This window comes from Martinezella sp. CNPSo 3957, assembly GCF_057784395.1.
Genome location: NZ_JBXSOU010000017.1, coordinates 85,039 through 102,937, shown reverse-complemented (window position 1 = coordinate 102,937; position 17,899 = coordinate 85,039). Strand labels below are relative to the sequence as shown.

The window sequence follows — 17,899 nt, the reverse complement described above, 5'->3', positions numbered from 1 at the left end:
TTCTCACTGCGGCTTCGGCCCGGTCGGGCCGTCGGTCACGATTGCTCCGGATTTTATGACCTGGATCATGCTGCCGCCATTGTCGCCGGCCAGAAGATAATCGGCGGCCGTCGTATCGGACTGCTGCGCGTCGGCAATGGAGCGCAATGCCAACGTCAGGCGATCGGCCATCTGGTGGGCGACCGCCAGGACCTTCGTTTGGTCCGGCGTCAGCTCCAGCGTCGCGGTTGCGCCGACGACGGCCTTGCTTCCATCCTGCTTTTCCTCGATCTGCTGATCGACTGCCAGAACGCGAACGTTGCTGAGCACGGTTTCCGTGACGAGCTGCTGTTGCGACCCCTTACGCACCATGATGACGTCGACGCGGTCATTCGGAAGAATGAAACCGCCTGCGCCGGTGGCGACGGAAATCTCCGTGGCGACGGCCCGCTTGCCCGCCGGCAGCAAGGACGAAAGGATGCGGCTGTTGGAATCGGCAATCTTCTCCTCGCGGATGGGCTCGCCCTCGAAGATCGGCAGACGAACAACAGCGCCGGCCAGATCTTTCAGAGCGTCGGGCCGTTCGCGTTCGGTGACGAGGCCTTTGACGAGACCGCTTTCGGGCCAAGGCATCCAATGGATCGACTGTTCGTTGAGGCGCGAACCGACAGGTAGATTGGCACCGGCAACGAGGACGTTGACCGTCGCCTCCTTCTCCACGACCGCTGCGATCTGCTGGGGAACGATATCGCGCGAACCCGCCAGGCGCATCGCGAGCAGACCGGCCATCCCGGCCGCGACGGCTGCCACTGCGAGTATCATTATGCGAGCGGGTTTCATGGTCATTCCTTGAGGAACAGGATTCTTCGCCCTGCAGAATGACCGGCAATTGGTGTAATTATGGTTAATGGGTGGTTACATTTATTGTTATTTAACCATGATTACTTGGTGTATATTAGAGATTATATATGTGAGAGTTGGATTTTTACTCGCTGGCTCAAGACATGCCGTGCGTCGCGGCAATCAAAAGCGGTGAGGATGGAAAAGCCATGATGCCGCCGATGGCGATGGCAATGCCGTAAGGGATTTTTTTTGCAATCAATAATGAATTTGGCAATGGAAGGCCGATTGCCATGATGCTCGTTGCTTGCGAGCGAAGCAGAACGATCACGAAGGTGAGGATGCCGCCGATAAATGCGACATAGACGAGGAATTCCACCAGCGACGAATCAAAGCCGAACCAAAGCGTTGCCGCGGCCAAAAGCTTCGCGTCACCGCCGCCCATGACATTCAACGCGAACAATGCGAAGCAGGCGAGGAAGACGGCGACGGCACCGGTGAAATGAATACAGATTTCCGCAAACGACAAGCCGAAGATCGGCGCGAGTAACAGAAATGCGAGTGCGAGTGCCAGTGAAACGCGATTGGGGATCGTCATCGTCAGCAGATCGGAGATCGCCGCGATCGACATGCAGAGCGGAAATATTAACAATGTTGAGGCTTCAAGCATTGAAGATAGATCGCCTGTTGCGAAAGTAAAAATATCGAAAACCGCTCACTATACCGAGCGGTTTTCGCCGAGAAGCCGCACTAAATATGTGCTGGGCTTATTTGTTGACCGCAGCAGCAGTGGTCATGTGCGCCGAGATATTCTGGAAGGTGGTGTTCAGCGTACCACCGAGGGTCGTCGCGCCGGTGATGATGGCGACAGAGATCAGGGCGGCGATCAGGCCATATTCAATTGCGGTCGCGCCGGATTCATCCTTCAAAAAACGCGAAAAAAGCTTGGACATAAGTTTAACTCCACTTTGTTGACAGCACGTCCGCCAACTGTTGCCGTTGATCGGATGGACTGCACGGTAGCTTCCCGCCGTTTCCATCGCTTTAAAGAATGAGGTTAATACGCAGTAAATACAAAAGCGAAAATAGAATAGTTAATGCAAGTTTTATGTTCTTCTTTCCGTTTTAAAGAAGTTTTTCAGCCAAATTGAAATTATTAGACGTGTGAATATTAGCGCGAGATACGATTTGTCTTGAAACAATACACAATTTTCGCAATGATGGGATGATATGGTGGTCGAATGAGACATCGGAGCCATAATCGAACGATACCGGATTAGCTTAATCGTTCATTCACCATTCTTTCCCATTCTATCCGGAATTCTTTTCGCCATAGCGTTCCAAGAGGCCAAGCCATGCCAGTCGGCGGCAGAACAGCATTCCTTGCCTGCATTGTTGCCGTGGCCGGCATGATGCCGCAGCTTTCCCACGCCGCCGGAGAAAGCATGCTGCGCGTCTATATGGATCACGCGCGCGTATTGAAGCTGGACCGCCCTGTCAGCAAGGTTATCGTCGGCAATTCGCAGGTTGCCGATGCAACGGTCGCCGATCCGAAAACCATCGTACTGACAGGCCGCAGCTTCGGCACGACAAATATCATCCTGCTCGATACCGACGGCAATGCGATCGTAGACGAGCAGATCCTGGTGTCGATCGACGAAGGCAATACGGTCCGTGTTTTCCGCCAGACGGATCGCGCCGTGCTGTCATGTACGCCGAATTGCGAACAGCACGCCCAGCAAAACAATACGGCGACACCGACCGCCGCCGCAGGGCCACAATAACATTCGATAACGCAAATATTCTAAAGTACTTCCGAAGAATTGAATTGCGATCGATAATCCCGACTTCCTCTAAATATGAATAGAGAAGAGAAACGGATTATCAAGAAAGCAACTCTAGTGTCCTCCGCGTTTAAACATTGCGGATGACCTATGACGCCAGACAACGCGCTTCTCGCCAATACAAGCCCTGCACGGCAGCATGCCCGGGGTAAATTGCGCGAATTCGTGCGCTCTCGCGATGGGACGGCAGCGATCGAATTCGCTCTGCTTGCGATTCCCTATTTTCTGATCATCTTCGCCATTATCGAAACCTTTGTCGCCTTTACTGCGGAACAGGTCGTTTCGAACGCCGTCGATACTCTATCGCGTCAGATCAGAACCGGGCAGATTACTGCGGCCAATACCAGCTCGCAGCAATTCCGGCAGGCATTTTGCAATCAGATTTCCGTGCTCATTACCTGCTCATCTTCCGAATTACAGACGCCGACAAACCTTTACCTCGATGTGCAGAGCTATTCGAGCTTCGCATCCATGCCGACAACAATCCCTCGCAAGTCCTCAACCGACCCCTATTCCGACCTCAGCACCACAGGTTTCGCCTTCACACCAGGCGGGGCCAAGTCGCTGAACATGGTGCGCGCCTATTATCGCTGGGGGATCATAACGGACCTGCTGCGCCCCTATCTGACCAACGTGCACCCGACCGACGGTTCGGCCTCAGTCTATCTCATCGTCGCCACGGCGGCATTTCAGAACGAGAATTATCCGTGAGCAGGGCCGCAAGCGTGACCGCGAAAGAAAGTGCGCCCTCGGGCATATTGCGGCAATTCGCTCGCGACGAGCGCGGCGTGGGCGCCATCGAATTCGCCATTCTTTTTCCCGTACTGCTGATGCTCTATCTCGGTGCTTTCGAGCTTACCGTCGGCCTCAGCGCCTCGAAACGAGCCAGCCGCTCGGCCGGTTCGATAGCCGATATCGTCTCGCAGCAATCGTCGATCACAAAGTCCGTGCTTGCGACAATGCCCTCAGTCGCCGGCGCCATCTTCGCACCCTATAACACCACCGGCCTGACGCTGAAGATTACCGGCATCACCATCGACGCCTCAGGCAAGGCGACAGTGGCATGGTCCTGGGCACAGGACGGAACCAGGCCATTTACGGTTGGCTCGACGGTCACTTTGCCGACCAACATGAACCAGGCAAGCACATTCCTCGTCCGCAGCGAACTTACCCTCCCCTATCAGCTCCTCAGCTTTGGTGCCAATTTCCTGCCGAGCGGCACAAACCAGATCACCATCAGCCGGCAGTATTACTATCGCCAGCGTGTCGGCACTTCGATCAGCTGCAGCGACTGCTGAGAGCCCGGCCGTCAAAACCACGCCCGAAGTGCCGCACCAAAACGGAAAATTGCCAAGTCGATGCCTCCGTTATATGGGTGACGTCCAATGACCCGGAAGACCTCCCCGGGGTGACGGTATTCTATCGGGTGATCTATGGCGCGCGCCTTTCTCTTCGTTCTGGATTCTTTCGGCGTGGGTGGCGGCCCCGATGCGGCAAGCTACGGGGATGAAGGCGCCGACACGCTTGGCCATATCGCGGAATTCTGCGCTGCGGGCGCGGCCGATCGGGCAGGCCTGCGCCAAGGCCCGTTGACATTGCCGATCCTATCTGGCCTCGGCCTGCTGGAGATCGCCAAGGCGGCAACGGGCAACTATCCCGCCGGCATGCCGCTACCGGAAAAACTGTATGGTCTCTATGGCTGCGCCAATGAGGTCTCCCACGGCAAGGACACACCTTCGGGCCATTGGGAGATCGCCGGAACGCCCGTCATGTTCGACTGGGGATACTTTCCGGCCGAGGGCGATGCCTTTCCGCCGGAGCTGGTGAAGGCCATCTGCGAGGCCGCCGATCTGCCGGGGATTCTCGGCAATTGCCACGCCTCCGGCACGGATATCATCGCAAAACTCGGCGAAGAGCACATCCGCAGCGGCAAGCCGATCTGCTATACCTCGTCCGACTCCGTCTTCCAGATTGCGGCGCACGAACAGCATTTCGGCCTCGACCGGCTGATCGGCCTCTGCAAGATCGTACGCACGCTGCTCGATCCCTACAATATCGGCCGCGTCATAGCCCGCCCCTTCATCGGCGAGACGGTGGCGACATTCGAACGAACCGGCAATCGTCGGGACTTTTCCGTTCTGCCGCCCGAGCCGACGCTGCTCGACCGTCTGATCAAGGCCGAACGCACGGTGCATGCCGTCGGCAAGATCGGCGATATCTTTGCCCATCAGGGCGTCTCCAGAGTCATCAAGGCCAATGGCAACATGGCGCTGATGGATGCGACACTGAAGGCCATGGACGAAGCCGAGGACGGCGATCTGGTCTTCACCAATTTCGTCGATTTCGACATGGTCTATGGCCATCGCCGCGACGTGCCGGGCTATGCCGCAGCGCTCGAGGCCTTCGACGCGCGCCTGCCTGAAGTGCACAAGAAGCTGAAGGCCGGCGATCTCGTCATTCTGACCGCCGATCATGGCTGCGACCCGACTTGGCGCGGCACCGATCATACACGCGAGCGCGTGCCCGTCATGGCTTACGGGCCGGGCATTCGCTCGCGCTCCATCGGCGTCCGTCAGACCTATGCGGATATCGGCGAGACGGTTGCGAAACATTTGGGAATTGCGGCAGGGCCGCACGGGAGGAGCTTCCTTTGACATCGCATTTGAAGAAAGTGGAGCTGCACTGCCATCTGGAGGGCGCGGCTCCACCGGCATTGACGCTCGCACAAGCGGAGAAATACGGAGTCGATACCAGTGCCTTCCTCAAGGACGGCGTTTACCTCTGGAAGGATTTTGCCGAATTCCTCGTCTGCTACGACAAGGTTTCCGAGGTCTACCGCACCGAGGAAGACTATGCGCTGCTGACGGAAACCTATTTGGAAGAGCTTGCCGGCATCGGCACGATCTATAGCGAACTCATCGTCTCGCCCGACCATGGCGACCGCATCGGCCTCGGCGCTGACGCCTATATGGCCGGCGTTTCGGCCGGCATCCGTGCCGCGAAGGCAAAAACGGGCATCGAGGCGCGGCTGATCGTGACAGGCGAACGCCACTTCGGCCCGGAGCGCGTGGTGAAGGCGGCGGAATATGCCGCCAAGAGCGATAATCCGCTGATATCAGGCTTCAACATGGCCGGCGAGGAGCGCATGGGCCGCGTCGCCGATTACGCCCGCGCCTTTGACGTCGCCCGCGAGGCGGGCCTCGGCATCACCATCCATGCCGGCGAAGTGTGTGGTGCATTTAGCGTCGCCGACGCGGTGGATCTGGTGCGTCCACAGCGTATCGGCCATGGCGTGCGCGCCATCGAGGATATGGATCTCGTCAGACGCCTTGCCGATCTCGGCACCGTGCTGGAAGTCTGCCCCGGTTCCAACATCGCGCTGAAGGTTTTTCCGGATTTCCAGTCGCATCCGCTGCGCAAGCTGCGCGACGCCGGCGTGAAGATCACAATCAGCTCCGACGATCCGCCCTTCTTCCACACCTCGCTCGAGCGAGAATACGAGCTTGCGTCGTCAGCCTTCGGCTTCAGCGACGACGAGATCAATGCGATGACCCGCACGGCGATCGAGGCGGCGTTTGTGGACGAGGCGACACGGGCGGCATTGCTAGCGAAGCTCTAAAAGCGTGGTTTTGGCCGCAGATTGGGGATGAAATCTCCAGAAGTGGCCTATTTTCTTGCACCAGAGGCGATTTCCGTGGAAGAACCATCTTATATCGCGGAATTACTGGAAGGCTGAAACCATGGACGGCGTCACTGTCATCGATCACCCGCTTGTGCAACACAAGCTCACAATCATGCGCAAGAAAGACACGTCGACGGGAAGCTTCCGCCGGCTGCTGCGCGAGATTTCGACGCTGCTCTGTTACGAAGTGACGCGCGACCTCGAACTGACCATCGAGACCATCGAGACGCCGCTGCAGCCGATGGATGCGCCGATCCTCGAGGGCAAGAAGCTGGTCTTCGCCTCGATCCTGCGCGCCGGCAACGGCTTGCTCGAAGGCATGCTCGATCTCGTGCCCTCGGCCCGCGTCTCGCATATCGGCGTCTACCGCGATCATGAAACGCTGCAGCCGGTCGAATATTACTTCAAGGCGCCAGAGGATATCTCCGAGCGCCTGATCATCGTCGTCGATCCAATGCTCGCGACGGGCAATTCCTCGATTGCCGCGATCGAAAAGCTGAAGGAGCGCGGTGCGCACAATATCCGCTTCCTCTGCCTGCTGGCGGCTCCCGAAGGCATCGCCAATTTCCGCAAGGCGCATCCGGACGTTCCGGTGTTCACGGCCGCCATCGACAGCCACCTGAACGAAAAGGGCTATATCGTCCCCGGCCTCGGCGATGCCGGCGACCGCATGTACGGCACCAAGTAAATCCGCTCTAATACTTTTCAGGAAGCCCGGCAGTTATTCGACTGCCGGGCTTTTTATTGATTGCTTTAGCATCCTTTCAGTACTCTCGGCTTATAAATGGCATGGTCCGCAGGAGGGGCCTTGCCGATGCTCGTTCGTATTCTTGCCTTTGCCGGTGTCATCGCCGTTGCGGCGACCCAGGTGCCGATGCTGGTGAGCAGCTATGGCGAACATGCCGCGAAACCCGCACCGGTCGAGGCGGTTTCGCTTACCCCTCCGAAGGCGGAAGCTGCCGTTTCCTTTGGCAGCGTTCAGCTGCGCGCCAATGCGGGCGGCCACTATGAAGGCGATTTCACCATCAATGGCCGGTCTGTGCACGGGATGATCGATACCGGCGCGACCTATGTGGCAATGAACGAAAGCACCGCGCGCAGCCTCGGCTTCAGCGGCGTCGATCTCGACTATCGCTACACGGTCCAGACCGCGAATGGCACGTCAAAGGTCGCCCACATCAAACTCGATCGCCTGGAGATCGGCACGATCCGGGTCCGCGATATCGAGGCTGTGGTAGCAAAGGACAACGCACTCGGTACGACGCTGATCGGCATGAGCTTCATGAAGAAGCTGAACTCCTATGGTGTTCAGAACGGCACATTGCTTCTGAAGCAATAGGATAGAAGGCCTTCCCGAGACTGCGAAGCGGCCGACTGGCGCCTTCAGATCAAATCCGTCTGACAATGACGGGCGACAAAGCGGGCGCCGCATCCATGATACGATAGTTAGCCGACAAATCGCCTGCGGCCTTTTGCGCGCTTGCCTCGTCGGCGGCGTGCACGGTGGCGATACGATCGCCCCTGCTGATCTTTGTTCCGAGTGGCAGAATATCTGTGAAGCCGACGCGATGATCGATCTTGTCCTGCGGGCGGCGACGGCCGCCGCCGAGATCGATGACGCTCATGCCTATCTCCCGCGCATCACAGGCGCCAAGCCAGCCATCGGCGGCGGCGAGAACGGGCTTTTGCACCGGCGCACTCGCCAAGTAGCGATCGGGATGTTCGAGCAGATCCGCGGAGCCGCCAAGCGCATGCACCATACGGCCGAAGATCTCTGCCGCCTTGCCGGATGCCAGAGCCGTACGCGCCCTAGTCTCTGCATCGGCAGCGTTCGCGGCAATGCCGGCCTGAACGAGCATTTCGGATGCGAAGGCCAGCACGACCGTCTCGAGCCGCGTGCCCGACTTGTTGCCCTTCAGGAAATCCAGGCAGTTACGAAGCTCGACCACATTGCCGGCCGCATCGGCCAGGGGCTGGTTCATGTCGGTAATCAGGGCCGAGGTCTTGACCCCACCGCCATTCGCCACTTCCACCAGCGAGCGCGCCAACGTCTCGGCTTCTTCCAGCGAAGTCATGAAGGCGCCGCTGCCGATCTTGACGTCGAGCACCAGCGTTTCCAGCCCAGCCGCCAGTTTCTTCGACAGGATGGAGGCGGTAATCAACGGTACGGAATCGACGGTCGCGGTGACATCGCGCACCGCATAAAGCTTGCCGTCGGCGGGCGCCAGCGCGCCTGTCTGACCGATGATGGCGCAGCCGACCTCATCGACCACCTTGCGGAAACGGGCGGCATCCGGCGTGATCCCGTAACCGGGAATGGATTCCAGCTTGTCCAGCGTGCCGCCGGTGTGGCCGAGACCGCGACCAGAGATCATCGGCACGGCGAGGCCGCAGGCGGCCGCGATGGGAGCGAGCATCAGCGAGACATTGTCGCCGACACCGCCAGTCGAATGCTTGTCGGCAATCGGCCTGCCGATGCCTTGCCAGGAGAGGATATCGCCGGAGCGGGCCATGGCGAGCGTCAGCGCCACCGTTTCCTCCCGCGTCATGCCGCGAAACCAGACGGCCATGGCAAAAGCGCCGATCTGGCTTTCCGCCAGTTCGCCCCGCCCCAAAGCACCGATAAACGCATCGATATCGGCAGCCGAAAGGGTGGCGCCGTTACGCTTCTGACGGATGATCTCCTGCGGGATCATGGATCAGTAGCCTGAAGACGCCGTCTTGGACTCGCCGCCGGCCAGCACGTTCGAGATATCGTCGAGCAGGCTCGACGCCCCGAAGCGGAAGGTCGACGGCATAGCCCAGTCGGGCGCCATGATGGTCTCGGCCAGGCTGAGATACAGAGCCGCATCGGAAACGGAGCCGATGCCGCCGGCCGGCTTGAAGCCGACCTTGCGACCGCTGTCGCGGATGGCGCGCAGCATGATGTCAGCGGCTTCGAGCGTCGCGTTGACGGCAACCTTGCCGGTGGACGTCTTGATGAAATCGGAGCCGGCATCGATCGCGAGTTCCGACGCACGCCGGATGAGAGCGGTATCCTTGATTTCGCCGGTTTCAAGGATGGTCTTCAGAAGGACCGGACCTTTGCATTCGGCCTTTACCGCGGCAACCATATCGGTGATGGCCTGCTCATTGCCCGCCAGAAAGGCGCGATAGGGAATGACCAGATCGATCTCGTCGGCGCCATCGGCAATGGCTTCGCGCGCTTCGGCAGCAACATCTGCCACTTCCATGTCGCCGGCCGGGAAATTCACCACGGTCGCGATTTTTATGACATGATCGACACCGAGAATGCCGCGCGCCTGTGCGACGAAACGCGGCCAGATGCAGATGGCGGCCGTATTGCCATAGGGCGATTGCGCACGGGCGCACAGCGTCTCGATCTGAGCCGGGGTGCAGTCATCCTTGAGATTGGTGAGATCGAGAAGGGAAAGCGCAACGGCTGCCGTTTCTCTCAGCGAATGGCCGGTCATTGTGGATCTCCTTCGTCCGCGATCATTTCTTTCAGGATAGCGGCAAGCCGCGCGCCGCCGACCGGAGCCATGTCCTTCGTCTCCTCATGCGAGAGCTCGCCGCCGGTCATGCCAGCACCATAGTTAGTGATGACGGAGGCAGCGGCAACCCTCAAACCGAAAAGACGTGCCAGGATGACTTCCGGCACCGTCGACATGCCGACGGCATCGGCACCGAGGATACGCGCCATGCGGATCTCGGCCGGCGTTTCGAAGCTCGGGCCGGAAAACCACATATAGACGCCATGTGACAGCTTGATCTCGGCCTTTTCCGCCGCCTTGCGCATGCGCATGATGAGGTCGAGGTCGTAGGCGCTGGTCATGCCGACGAAGCGCCTGTCGCTCTCCTCGCCGATCAGCGGGTTCATGCCGGAATAGTTGATGTGATCGGTGATCTGCATCACCGAGCCCGGCGGCATCTCTTCCCGCAGCGATCCCGCCGAATTCGTCAGGATCAGCGTGTCGACGCCAAGCGCCTTCAGGGTCTCGATCGGCGCGCGCATGGCGTTGGCGTCGCCCTTTTCGTAGTAATGTACGCGGCCGGAGAGCATGATGACGGGGACATCGCCGAGCTTGCCTGCGACCAGTGTGCCGGCATGGCCTGATACTGCGCTGACCGGGAAGCCGGGCAGATCGGCATAGGGGATGCGCAGCGCGTCTTTGACCTCATCCACGAGAGAGCCGAGGCCGGAACCCAGGATGATGCCATAGCGCGGCTTCAGCTCGCCAAGCTTCTCGGTGAGGATATCGACGGCCGCGCTCATCCGAGCACCTCCGTTTCGAAGCTGAAGGGCAACATTTCGTCCATGGTCATGGTCTTCTTCACGCCGGTTTCGTCGCAAAGATAGATGCGCGTCTCCTTGCTGGCAAATTCGGCGATCTTCTGCCGGCAGCCGCCGCAGGGCGGGCAGAGCGGCAGCTTCTCGGCGATGACGGCAATCTCGACGATCTTCTTGGCGCCGCCCATGATCATCTGGCCGATCGCTGTGGGTTCGGCGCACCAGCCCTGCGGGAAGGACAGGTTCTCGATATTGGCGCCGGTATAGATCTTGCCGTCCTCGGCGCGGATCGCCGCGCCAACAGGAAACTTCGAATAGGGAGCATGCGCGAACGCCATCGCGCCGCGCGCGGCCTCGAACAGATCATGCGACATAGACTAGCGCTCCTTGGTATAGGGCACGCCACCGGCCTTCGGGGGCTTGGCGACACCGATAAAGCCTGCAAGCAGGATGCAGGTGAGGATATAGGGCAGCGCCTGGAAAATCTGTACCGGCACCTCACCGATGCCCGGAACCGCCTTGCCCTGCATGAAATTGGCGAAGGCATCAAGGAAGCCGAATAGAAGGCAGGTGAACATGACCGGCACAGGCTTCCATTTTGCGAAGATCAGTGCGGCAAGCGCGATATAGCCCTTGCCCGCGGACATGTTGTTGATGAAGGCGGCCGACTGGGCGATGGCGAGATAGGTGCCGGAGAAGCCGCAGAGAATGCCGGCTGCTATCAGCGATCGATAGCGCAGCCATTCGACCGAGATGCCGGCGGTATCGACGGCGCCGGGATTTTCGCCAACGGCACGCAGGCGCAGACCGAAACGGGTGCGATAGAGAATCCACCAGGAAATCGGCACCGTCAGGAAGGCCAGATAAGTCAGGATATTGTTGCCGGAGATGACATTCGCATAGAGCGGCCCGATGAACGGAACGTCGCGAATGGCATCGGCGCCGGGCAGCGTGATGCCGGAAAAACGTGCGGTGGCAGGCAAAGTGGGCGTGCGGCCACCCTGACCGAACCAGGCTTGACCCAGAACGATGGTCAGGCCGGCCATCAGGAAGTTGATCGCGACGCCCGAAACGATCTGGTTGCCACGATTGGTGATCGATGCGAAACCGTGCAACAGGCCGACGACGACCGAGACAACAATGCCCGCGCCAAGACCGGCCCAGGCTGAGCCGCTAATCGAGGCGACGCAGGCGGCAGCAAAAGCCGAGGCCAGCATCTTGCCTTCAAGGCCGATATCGAAGATGCCGGCGCGCTCGGAAAACAGGCCCGCCAGCGCCGTGAAGATCAGCGGAATCGACAGGCGGATCGTCGAACCAAGTATGCTGATGAGAAGATCATAATAGTCCATCGTCCGATCCTCACGTCCTGGCGAATGTCTGGTAGATGCGCACGAGCGCAGGTCGGAACATATATTCGAGGGCACCGGCAAACAGGATGACGAGACCCTGGATCACCACGATCATGTCGCGCGTGATGTTCGGCATGTCGAAGGAGAGCGCATCGCCGCCCTGATAGAGAATGCCGAACAGGATCGCCGCCACGATGATGCCAAGCGGATGATTGCGGCCCATCAGCGACACGGCGATGCCGACAAAGCCCGCACCGAGCACGAACTCGACCTGCAGGCGCGCTGAAGCGCCCATGACGGGATTGAGCGCCATCATGCCGGCAAGGCCGCCGGAAAGCAGCATGGCGATAACGACCGTGCGGGCATAGGGAATGCCGGCATAGACCGCAGCGGTGGGGCTGAGGCCCAACGTGCGCATTTCATAGCCGAGCTTGGTGCGCCAGACGAGTACCCACACCAGGAAGCACATGACCAGCGCGATCAAGAACGACACATTGAGCGGTGCCGCACCGATGGTCGAGCCGAACATATCCATCAACCAGCCGAGCTTCGGCAGCTGACCGCCCTCCAGAAAGGTGCGGGTTTCGGGGGCCATCTTGCCCGGAACGATCAGTATATGCACCAGCAGGAAGTTCATCATCGCCGATGCGATGAAATTGAACATGATCGTGGTGATGACGACGTGGCTGCCGCGCTTGGCTTGCAGCCAGGCAGGAATGAAGGCCCAGAGCGCCCCGAAGATTGCCGCGCCGATGACGGCAAAGGGCATCGTCACATACCAGGGCACATAGTGGTCGAGGGTCAGCGCCACCAGGGCGCAGCCGAGACCGCCGACATAGGCCTGGCCTTCCGAACCGATATTGAAAAGGCCGGCATGGATGGCGACGGCGACCGACAGGCCGGTGAAGATAAAGCTTGTCGCATAATACAGCGTGAAGCCGATGCCTTCGCCGCTGCCAAGCGCGCCCTGCAGCAGCAGGACAAGCGCATCGAGCGGGCTCTCGCCGATGAACCAGACGACGAGGCCGGAGATCAGGAAGGCAACAATGAGATTGAGAAGGGGGATCAGACCGTAGGTGATCCAATTGGGGAGCGGAACGGAAGCCGTGCTCATATACGCCTCACGCGGCAATGCCGGCCATCATCAGGCCGAGTGTTTGTTCACCGGCCTCAGCCGACTTTTCACCGACGATATGGCCGGCGAACATGACGAGGATACGGTCCGAAAGCGCACGGATCTCATCCAGCTCCACCGAAACCAGTAGGATGGCCTTGCCGGCGTCGCGCATCTCGATGATGCGACGATGGATGAATTCGATGGCGCCGATGTCGACGCCGCGCGTCGGCTGGCCGATCAGCAGAGCCTTCGGATCGCGCTCGATCTCACGGGCGACGACGATCTTCTGCTGGTTGCCGCCGGAAAAATTGGCTGTTTTCAGCCGCGCGTTCGGCGGGCGGATATCGTATTTCTCGATCTTCTCGATGGCATCCTTGCGCATGGCATCGAGATCGAGCATGCCGCCGCGCCCGTATTTGCGGTCGCGATGGTAGCCGAGCATGGAATTCTCATACTCCTCGAACTTGAGGACGAGGCCCATGTGATGGCGATCTTCCGGAATATGGGCAAGGCCAAGGTCGCGAAGTGCCGCGGGATCGGCATTGCCGATCGGCTTGCCATGCAGAAGGATCTCGCCCGAGGCTGGCTTACGGATACCGGCGATGGCCTCCAGCAATTCCGACTGGCCGTTGCCGGCGACACCGGCTATGCCGACGATCTCGCCGGCACGGACATCGAAGGAGACATTGTCGACCATGGTGACGCCACGGCCGTCCTTGACGGTGAGATTGCGCACCGACAGCAGGATATCGCCCGGATTGGGGGCGCCCTTTTCGACGCGCAGCAGCACGCGGCGGCCGACCATCAATTCTGCCAGCTCTTCGACGGTGGTTTCCGCCGTCTTGCGCGTGGCAACCATCTCGCCGCGGCGCATGACCGACACCGTATCGGTGATCGCCATGATCTCGCGCAGCTTATGGGTGATGAGTATGATCGTCTTGCCCTGATCGCGAAGGACGCGAAGGATGCGGAAGAGATTGTCCGCTTCGGCCGGCGTCAAGACGCCGGTGGGTTCGTCGAGAATGAGGATTTCCGCGCCGCGATACATCGCCTTCAGGATCTCGACGCGCTGCTGCTGACCGACGGGAAGCTCTTCGATCATCGCATCCGGATCGACTTCCAGGCCATAATCCTTCTCCAGCCGGTTGAGCTCGGCGCGTGCGGCCGCTACCCCCTTGGCGAGAAGCGCGCCGCCTTCGGCGCCCAGCATGACGTTTTCAAGGACGGTAAAATTGTCAACCAGCATGAAATGCTGGTGCACCATCCCGATACCGGATGCAATTGCCGTCTGGCTGTCGCGGATGGCGATGGGATTGCCGTTGATGCGGATTTCGCCGCCGTCGGCCTGATAGAATCCGTAGAGGATCGACATGAGGGTCGATTTCCCGGCACCGTTTTCGCCGATGATCCCGTGGATCGAGCCCTTGGCGACGGTCAGGTTGATATCTTTATTGGCGTGGACAGCACCGAACTTCTTGTCGATGCCCACGAGCTCGATGGCAGAGATTTGGCTCACTATAGGGGCTCCAGAAACCGGTTTCCGGATAAGAAAAGGGCGCATGACGTTTTTGCTCCGTCATACGCCCTTATTTCATATCAGTTCTTCGGGCAGGCGTTGTCGGTCAGATAGTCGTGGACCTTGATGGTGCCAGCAACGATATCGGTCCGGGCCTTGTCGACAGCAGCCTGCATTTCCGGAGTGACGAGCGACTTGTTGTTGTCGTCCATAGCGACGGCGACGCCGTCTTCCTTCAGGCCGAGTTCCTGCGTACCAGGCGTGAACTTGCCGTTCTTGGCGTCGCTGAAGGCATTGTAAACGGCGAGGTCGACGCGCTTGACGACGGAGGTCAGAACGGAACCCGGATGCAGGTAGTTCTGGTTCGAATCGACGCCAATCGACAGCTTCTTGTTGTCGGCGGCGGTCTGCAGCACGCCGAGGCCGGTCGCGCCGGCAGCTGCGTAAACAACGTCTGCGCCCTGGTCGATCTGGTTCTTGGTGAGTTCGCCGCCGCGAACCGGGTCATTCCAGGCAGCGCCGGTCGTGCCTGTCATGTTCTGGAAAACTTCGATCTTCGCATTGGTGGCACGCGCACCGAGCTCGTAGCCGCATTCGAACTTGCGGATCAGCGGAATGTCCATGCCGCCGACGAAGCCGATCTTGCCGGACTTCGACGCAATGGCAGCCATGACGCCAGCGAGATAGGAACCTTCATTTTCCTTGAACTTGACCGAGCGGACGTTCGGCAGGTCAAGGCTGTCGTCGATCAGGACGAATTCGGTCTTCGGGTATTCGGCAGCAACCTTCTGGAGCGCGGAGGTCCAGGCAAAGGAAACGGCGATAACCGGATTGAAGCCCTTGCTGGCGAAGTTGCGCAGCGCCTGTTCGCCCTGAGTGTCGCCCGTCGGCTCGAAGTCGCGGTAAGCGATGCCGGTTTCCTTCTTGAATTTTTCGGCGCCGTTGTAGGCAGCTTCGTTGAAGGATTTGTCGAACTTGCCGCCGGTTCCGTAAACGATTGCCGGCTTGATATCGGCCGCAAGCGCCGTTGCCGACATGGCAGCCAGAGCGAAAAGGGTCAAAAGGGATTTTTTCATGTGGTGCAGCCCTATTGTTTCTATCTTGTTGGGTCCTCCCGCAAGCCCGTTGACCGGGCAAGTCTGCGGAACCGCCGACCTCCCCGAGGCCAAGCTGGCGCGCATCCTTGCATGGCTGCATGAAAAATTCACGAGAAATTTTTCAGTTGGTAAAGATTTGTGGGAATTGGTGAAAACCCATCCAAACCACCCTTTTTTTAAACAATTTCGGGCCAAAACTGCAATTTTATTGGTCAGAATAGCTGCCGGTCAGCTCTCCGCAGTCGCCAGTTTTGCGCACCACGGCATAGCTGCAAGCCCATCGCCAGACATTCTTCAACGTCACCAAAATCCCCAAATGGCACAGAGCGAAACGCAGCCCCTTTCAGGCGCTGAAGCGTCCGGCAACGGGCTGGCGCTTATAGGCGACCATCCACAGAAGCAGCGAGATCACCAGAAAGACCGCAAAGGCCGGCTGAAACAGCAGCCATTGCATCGCCAAGTCATAGAAGCGGGGATGAACATAATAGGCGATGGTCGCGCGAAGGCTTGCCAGCGACGAAGGGCTGACATCGTTCCACGCATCCCCCATAGGGGTCATGACCACGGCGGAGGCCGCAACGGATTGAATGGAATCGATGGTGCCAGCGATCACGGCCACCACCAGCGCGACAAGGCTGGAAAAACGCAACAGGAAACGCATGAACTCCTCCGGATACTCACTACGTCCAGCCTTTGTAGGCCGACCGGTCTTATGCCGCCTCATCCATTTCTTTAGATAAGTGGAACGCGAAATAAGCGCAATGGGGATGAGATGCAGAGTTTTTTGTCCAGAAGTCAAAAAACTGTCAGATTCGGGTTGATCCTAGAAAATTCATCGGTATATATCGCGCCGTTCCCACAATAGCTCCTTTATCGGATGCGAAAGTGCAGATGGACAGGTGGCCGAGTGGTTTAAGGCGCACGCCTGGAACGCGTGTGTGCGTGAAAGCGTACCGTGGGTTCGAATCCCACCTTGTCCGCCATTTACAACCGTTTACTCTACGCTACTAGACGGTCCAGTAATTCAGAGATCGCGCGTTCATAATTCGCATGCTCCGGGTCCGTTGCTGCCGGCTGTGGGCCATTCGCGTCCGTCGCCACGGCAAGCGCTGCACCGTGCGTATAATCGACAAGAATATGCACCCACAGCAGAGCTTGCGACGGCGAAAGGCCAAGTTCTTTCAGCAGATCCGTCAGGTTGTCGGTGATCCGCCTTGCATGGTCTGGAAATACGGCTGGCCGGTTGAAGATCGCAAGGGTCAGACCTGGATAGCGCACCACCTTTGCCCGATACGCCTTCAGCAAGCCCTCTATTCGAGACCGAACCGTTCCCTCCGGAGGGGCAGCAACGTCGGCATAGACGCTCTCCGCCAGTGCCTTGATCAATCCGTCCCGGTCCTGGAAGTGGTGATAGATCGTCATCGGGTTGACATTCGCGCGCGTGGCGACCGCCCGCATCGTCAGATTTTCAAAACCCTCGCTGCTCAGGAGAGCCAAAGCCTCCGAAAGAATTTTTGTCGGCGACACGCCGTTCTCATCGGCGCGTGGCCGGCCTCGGCTTCGCTTGGTCATTTCACAACTGTGTATGTCGTTTGCACCAACCCGGAGGGAAACGGACGAGTGCTGACATGCGTGAGATGAACGTCACGCGCGAGCGGGCCGAACAGGGGGCGGCCGCTGCCGAGCAGTATCGGAACGCGCGTGATGACCAGATCGCTGATCAAGCCCTCCCGGAGGAAGGACTGGATGATCCGCCCGCCGTCCACATAGACGCGGCGACACCCTTCCGCTTCGAGCATGGCCATCGCCTGGTTCGGCGACTTCCGCGTGAAACGGACCTTGCCGGCAAGCTCGGACGGAACCGGCTGTTCCGCGAGGGTGGCGGAAAGAACGAGCACCGGGCGCGTATAGAACCAGGGCTTCATGTCGCGGACTGCATCGAAGGTGCCCCGGCCCATTATGATGGCGTCGATGTCTTCGATGAAATCATCGTAGCCATGGTCTTCGCCGGAAGCGTCATATCTGAGCAACCATTCGATGTCGCCGCCATCACGAGCGATGAACCCATCCAAGCTGGTTGCAATGAAAACATGGCCGCTCATCATCGCATCTCCATAATTATACGTTGTATAATTATGGATCGTTGGCGTTGTCAAGAATGGATGATGAAAGAGCGGGCCGAGT

General features: G+C 59.1%; 21 protein-coding genes and 1 tRNA gene. 8 read left to right on the top strand and 14 right to left on the bottom strand.

What is annotated here, in order from left to right; all coding sequences use genetic code 11:
• Nucleotides 1-3: 3 nt before the first annotated feature.
• The 3 genes from cpaB to AC13QE_RS28045 form a co-directional block, all read right to left on the bottom strand.
• Nucleotides 4-819, bottom strand: coding sequence for a Flp pilus assembly protein CpaB (gene cpaB / locus AC13QE_RS28055; RefSeq protein ID WP_488486170.1), 816 nt, complete (start codon nt 817-819; stop codon nt 4-6).
• A gap of 157 nt (nt 820-976) precedes the next feature.
• Complete coding sequence (locus tag AC13QE_RS28050; RefSeq protein WP_488486169.1) at nt 977-1,489, bottom strand: A24 family peptidase; 513 nt, start codon at nt 1,487-1,489, stop codon at nt 977-979.
• Between the two features lie 97 nt (nt 1,490-1,586).
• Nucleotides 1,587-1,772 (bottom strand): Flp family type IVb pilin, encoded by a 186-nt coding sequence (locus AC13QE_RS28045; protein WP_488486168.1) that lies wholly within the window; start codon nt 1,770-1,772, stop codon nt 1,587-1,589.
• A gap of 402 nt (nt 1,773-2,174) precedes the next feature.
• Here AC13QE_RS28045 and AC13QE_RS28040 point away from each other — a divergent pair, with 402 nt between their 5' ends.
• From AC13QE_RS28040 to AC13QE_RS28010, 7 genes are all read left to right on the top strand, one after another.
• Nucleotides 2,175-2,603, top strand: coding sequence for a pilus assembly protein N-terminal domain-containing protein (locus AC13QE_RS28040; protein ID WP_488486167.1), 429 nt, complete (start codon nt 2,175-2,177; stop codon nt 2,601-2,603).
• A 150-nt stretch (nt 2,604-2,753) separates the two neighbouring features.
• Nucleotides 2,754-3,374, top strand: a complete 621-nt coding sequence (locus AC13QE_RS28035; RefSeq protein ID WP_132721088.1) for a TadE/TadG family type IV pilus assembly protein — start codon at nt 2,754-2,756, stop codon at nt 3,372-3,374.
• A 14-nt stretch (nt 3,375-3,388) separates the two neighbouring features.
• A complete protein-coding gene (locus tag AC13QE_RS28030) occupies nt 3,389-3,961 on the top strand; it encodes a TadE/TadG family type IV pilus assembly protein (RefSeq protein ID WP_488486166.1) in 573 nt (190 codons plus the stop codon).
• A 135-nt stretch (nt 3,962-4,096) separates the two neighbouring features.
• Nucleotides 4,097-5,317, top strand: a complete 1,221-nt coding sequence (locus tag AC13QE_RS28025; protein ID WP_488486165.1) for a phosphopentomutase — start codon at nt 4,097-4,099, stop codon at nt 5,315-5,317.
• Nucleotides 5,314-6,282: an adenosine deaminase gene (locus AC13QE_RS28020; RefSeq protein ID WP_488486164.1), complete on the top strand. Its 969-nt coding sequence runs from the start codon at nt 5,314-5,316 to the stop codon at nt 6,280-6,282. The genes AC13QE_RS28025 and AC13QE_RS28020 overlap by 4 nt, the downstream gene beginning before the upstream one ends.
• Nucleotides 6,283-6,403: 121 nt before the next feature.
• Nucleotides 6,404-7,033 (top strand): uracil phosphoribosyltransferase, encoded by a 630-nt coding sequence (gene upp, locus AC13QE_RS28015; RefSeq protein WP_015338410.1) that lies wholly within the window; start codon nt 6,404-6,406, stop codon nt 7,031-7,033.
• 126 nt (nt 7,034-7,159) lie between these two features.
• Nucleotides 7,160-7,684, top strand: coding sequence for a TIGR02281 family clan AA aspartic protease (locus AC13QE_RS28010; protein WP_488486163.1), 525 nt, complete (start codon nt 7,160-7,162; stop codon nt 7,682-7,684).
• Nucleotides 7,685-7,733: 49 nt separating this feature from the next.
• Here the strand turns inward: AC13QE_RS28010 and deoA are convergent, their stop codons facing one another.
• From deoA to AC13QE_RS27965, 9 genes are all read right to left on the bottom strand, one after another.
• On the bottom strand, nt 7,734-9,041 hold the full coding sequence (deoA, locus tag AC13QE_RS28005) for a thymidine phosphorylase (protein WP_488486162.1): 1,308 nt from the start codon (nt 9,039-9,041) through the stop codon (nt 7,734-7,736).
• 3 nt (nt 9,042-9,044) lie between these two features.
• Nucleotides 9,045-9,818: a deoxyribose-phosphate aldolase gene (gene deoC / locus AC13QE_RS28000; RefSeq protein WP_132721083.1), complete on the bottom strand. Its 774-nt coding sequence runs from the start codon at nt 9,816-9,818 to the stop codon at nt 9,045-9,047.
• Nucleotides 9,815-10,621: a purine-nucleoside phosphorylase gene (locus AC13QE_RS27995; RefSeq protein ID WP_132721082.1), complete on the bottom strand. Its 807-nt coding sequence runs from the start codon at nt 10,619-10,621 to the stop codon at nt 9,815-9,817. Before AC13QE_RS27995 ends, deoC begins: the two co-directional genes overlap by 4 nt.
• Nucleotides 10,618-11,010 carry a cytidine deaminase gene (locus AC13QE_RS27990; protein WP_015338405.1) on the bottom strand — a complete coding sequence of 131 codons (393 nt, stop codon included), beginning with the start codon at nt 11,008-11,010 and terminating at the stop codon, nt 10,618-10,620. Before AC13QE_RS27990 ends, AC13QE_RS27995 begins: the two co-directional genes overlap by 4 nt.
• A gap of 3 nt (nt 11,011-11,013) precedes the next feature.
• Nucleotides 11,014-11,985: an ABC transporter permease gene (locus AC13QE_RS27985; protein WP_132721081.1), complete on the bottom strand. Its 972-nt coding sequence runs from the start codon at nt 11,983-11,985 to the stop codon at nt 11,014-11,016.
• Nucleotides 11,986-11,995: 10 nt separating this feature from the next.
• Complete coding sequence (locus AC13QE_RS27980; RefSeq protein WP_112338447.1) at nt 11,996-13,099, bottom strand: ABC transporter permease; 1,104 nt, start codon at nt 13,097-13,099, stop codon at nt 11,996-11,998.
• Between the two features lie 7 nt (nt 13,100-13,106).
• Nucleotides 13,107-14,663 carry an ABC transporter ATP-binding protein gene (locus tag AC13QE_RS27975; protein WP_488486161.1) on the bottom strand — a complete coding sequence of 519 codons (1,557 nt, stop codon included), beginning with the start codon at nt 14,661-14,663 and terminating at the stop codon, nt 13,107-13,109.
• Between the two features lie 35 nt (nt 14,664-14,698).
• Nucleotides 14,699-15,694 carry a BMP family lipoprotein gene (locus tag AC13QE_RS27970; protein WP_041677159.1) on the bottom strand — a complete coding sequence of 332 codons (996 nt, stop codon included), beginning with the start codon at nt 15,692-15,694 and terminating at the stop codon, nt 14,699-14,701.
• Between the two features lie 364 nt (nt 15,695-16,058).
• Complete coding sequence (locus AC13QE_RS27965) at nt 16,059-16,376, bottom strand: hypothetical protein (protein WP_015338400.1); 318 nt, start codon at nt 16,374-16,376, stop codon at nt 16,059-16,061.
• A 232-nt stretch (nt 16,377-16,608) separates the two neighbouring features.
• Between AC13QE_RS27965 and AC13QE_RS27960 the strand changes: the two genes are divergently transcribed.
• Nucleotides 16,609-16,698: transfer RNA gene (locus tag AC13QE_RS27960), tRNA-Ser, on the top strand.
• A gap of 16 nt (nt 16,699-16,714) precedes the next feature.
• Here the strand turns inward: AC13QE_RS27960 and AC13QE_RS27955 are convergent.
• Together AC13QE_RS27955 and AC13QE_RS27950 are read right to left on the bottom strand one after the other, a co-directional pair.
• Nucleotides 16,715-17,242 carry a TetR/AcrR family transcriptional regulator gene (locus tag AC13QE_RS27955; protein WP_488486160.1) on the bottom strand — a complete coding sequence of 176 codons (528 nt, stop codon included), beginning with the start codon at nt 17,240-17,242 and terminating at the stop codon, nt 16,715-16,717.
• A gap of 41 nt (nt 17,243-17,283) precedes the next feature.
• A complete protein-coding gene (locus AC13QE_RS27950) occupies nt 17,284-17,820 on the bottom strand; it encodes a dihydrofolate reductase family protein (protein WP_488486190.1) in 537 nt (178 codons plus the stop codon).
• Nucleotides 17,821-17,899: the final 79 nt, after the last annotated feature.

Excerpts from the sequence above, each read along its gene's own strand:
- cpaB (WP_488486170.1), bottom strand. The coding sequence starts at position 819 with ATGAAACCCGCTCGCATAATGATACTCGCAGTGGCAGCCGTCGCGGCC.
- AC13QE_RS28050 (WP_488486169.1), bottom strand. The coding sequence starts at position 1,489 with ATGCTTGAAGCCTCAACATTGTTAATATTTCCGCTCTGCATGTCGATC.
- AC13QE_RS28045 (WP_488486168.1), bottom strand. The coding sequence starts at position 1,772 with ATGTCCAAGCTTTTTTCGCGTTTTTTGAAGGATGAATCCGGCGCGACC.
- AC13QE_RS28040 (WP_488486167.1), top strand. The coding sequence starts at position 2,175 with ATGCCAGTCGGCGGCAGAACAGCATTCCTTGCCTGCATTGTTGCCGTG.
- AC13QE_RS28035 (WP_132721088.1), top strand. The coding sequence starts at position 2,754 with ATGACGCCAGACAACGCGCTTCTCGCCAATACAAGCCCTGCACGGCAG.
- AC13QE_RS28025 (WP_488486165.1), top strand. The coding sequence starts at position 4,097 with ATGGCGCGCGCCTTTCTCTTCGTTCTGGATTCTTTCGGCGTGGGTGGC.
- upp (WP_015338410.1), top strand. The coding sequence starts at position 6,404 with ATGGACGGCGTCACTGTCATCGATCACCCGCTTGTGCAACACAAGCTC.
- AC13QE_RS28010 (WP_488486163.1), top strand. The coding sequence starts at position 7,160 with ATGCTCGTTCGTATTCTTGCCTTTGCCGGTGTCATCGCCGTTGCGGCG.
- deoA (WP_488486162.1), bottom strand. The coding sequence starts at position 9,041 with ATGATCCCGCAGGAGATCATCCGTCAGAAGCGTAACGGCGCCACCCTT.
- deoC (WP_132721083.1), bottom strand. The coding sequence starts at position 9,818 with ATGACCGGCCATTCGCTGAGAGAAACGGCAGCCGTTGCGCTTTCCCTT.
- AC13QE_RS27995 (WP_132721082.1), bottom strand. The coding sequence starts at position 10,621 with ATGAGCGCGGCCGTCGATATCCTCACCGAGAAGCTTGGCGAGCTGAAG.
- AC13QE_RS27990 (WP_015338405.1), bottom strand. The coding sequence starts at position 11,010 with ATGTCGCATGATCTGTTCGAGGCCGCGCGCGGCGCGATGGCGTTCGCG.
- AC13QE_RS27985 (WP_132721081.1), bottom strand. The coding sequence starts at position 11,985 with ATGGACTATTATGATCTTCTCATCAGCATACTTGGTTCGACGATCCGC.
- AC13QE_RS27980 (WP_112338447.1), bottom strand. The coding sequence starts at position 13,099 with ATGAGCACGGCTTCCGTTCCGCTCCCCAATTGGATCACCTACGGTCTG.
- AC13QE_RS27975 (WP_488486161.1), bottom strand. The coding sequence starts at position 14,663 with ATGCGCCCTTTTCTTATCCGGAAACCGGTTTCTGGAGCCCCTATAGTG.
- AC13QE_RS27970 (WP_041677159.1), bottom strand. The coding sequence starts at position 15,694 with ATGAAAAAATCCCTTTTGACCCTTTTCGCTCTGGCTGCCATGTCGGCA.
- AC13QE_RS27965 (WP_015338400.1), bottom strand. The coding sequence starts at position 16,376 with ATGCGTTTCCTGTTGCGTTTTTCCAGCCTTGTCGCGCTGGTGGTGGCC.
- AC13QE_RS27950 (WP_488486190.1), bottom strand. The coding sequence starts at position 17,820 with ATGATGAGCGGCCATGTTTTCATTGCAACCAGCTTGGATGGGTTCATC.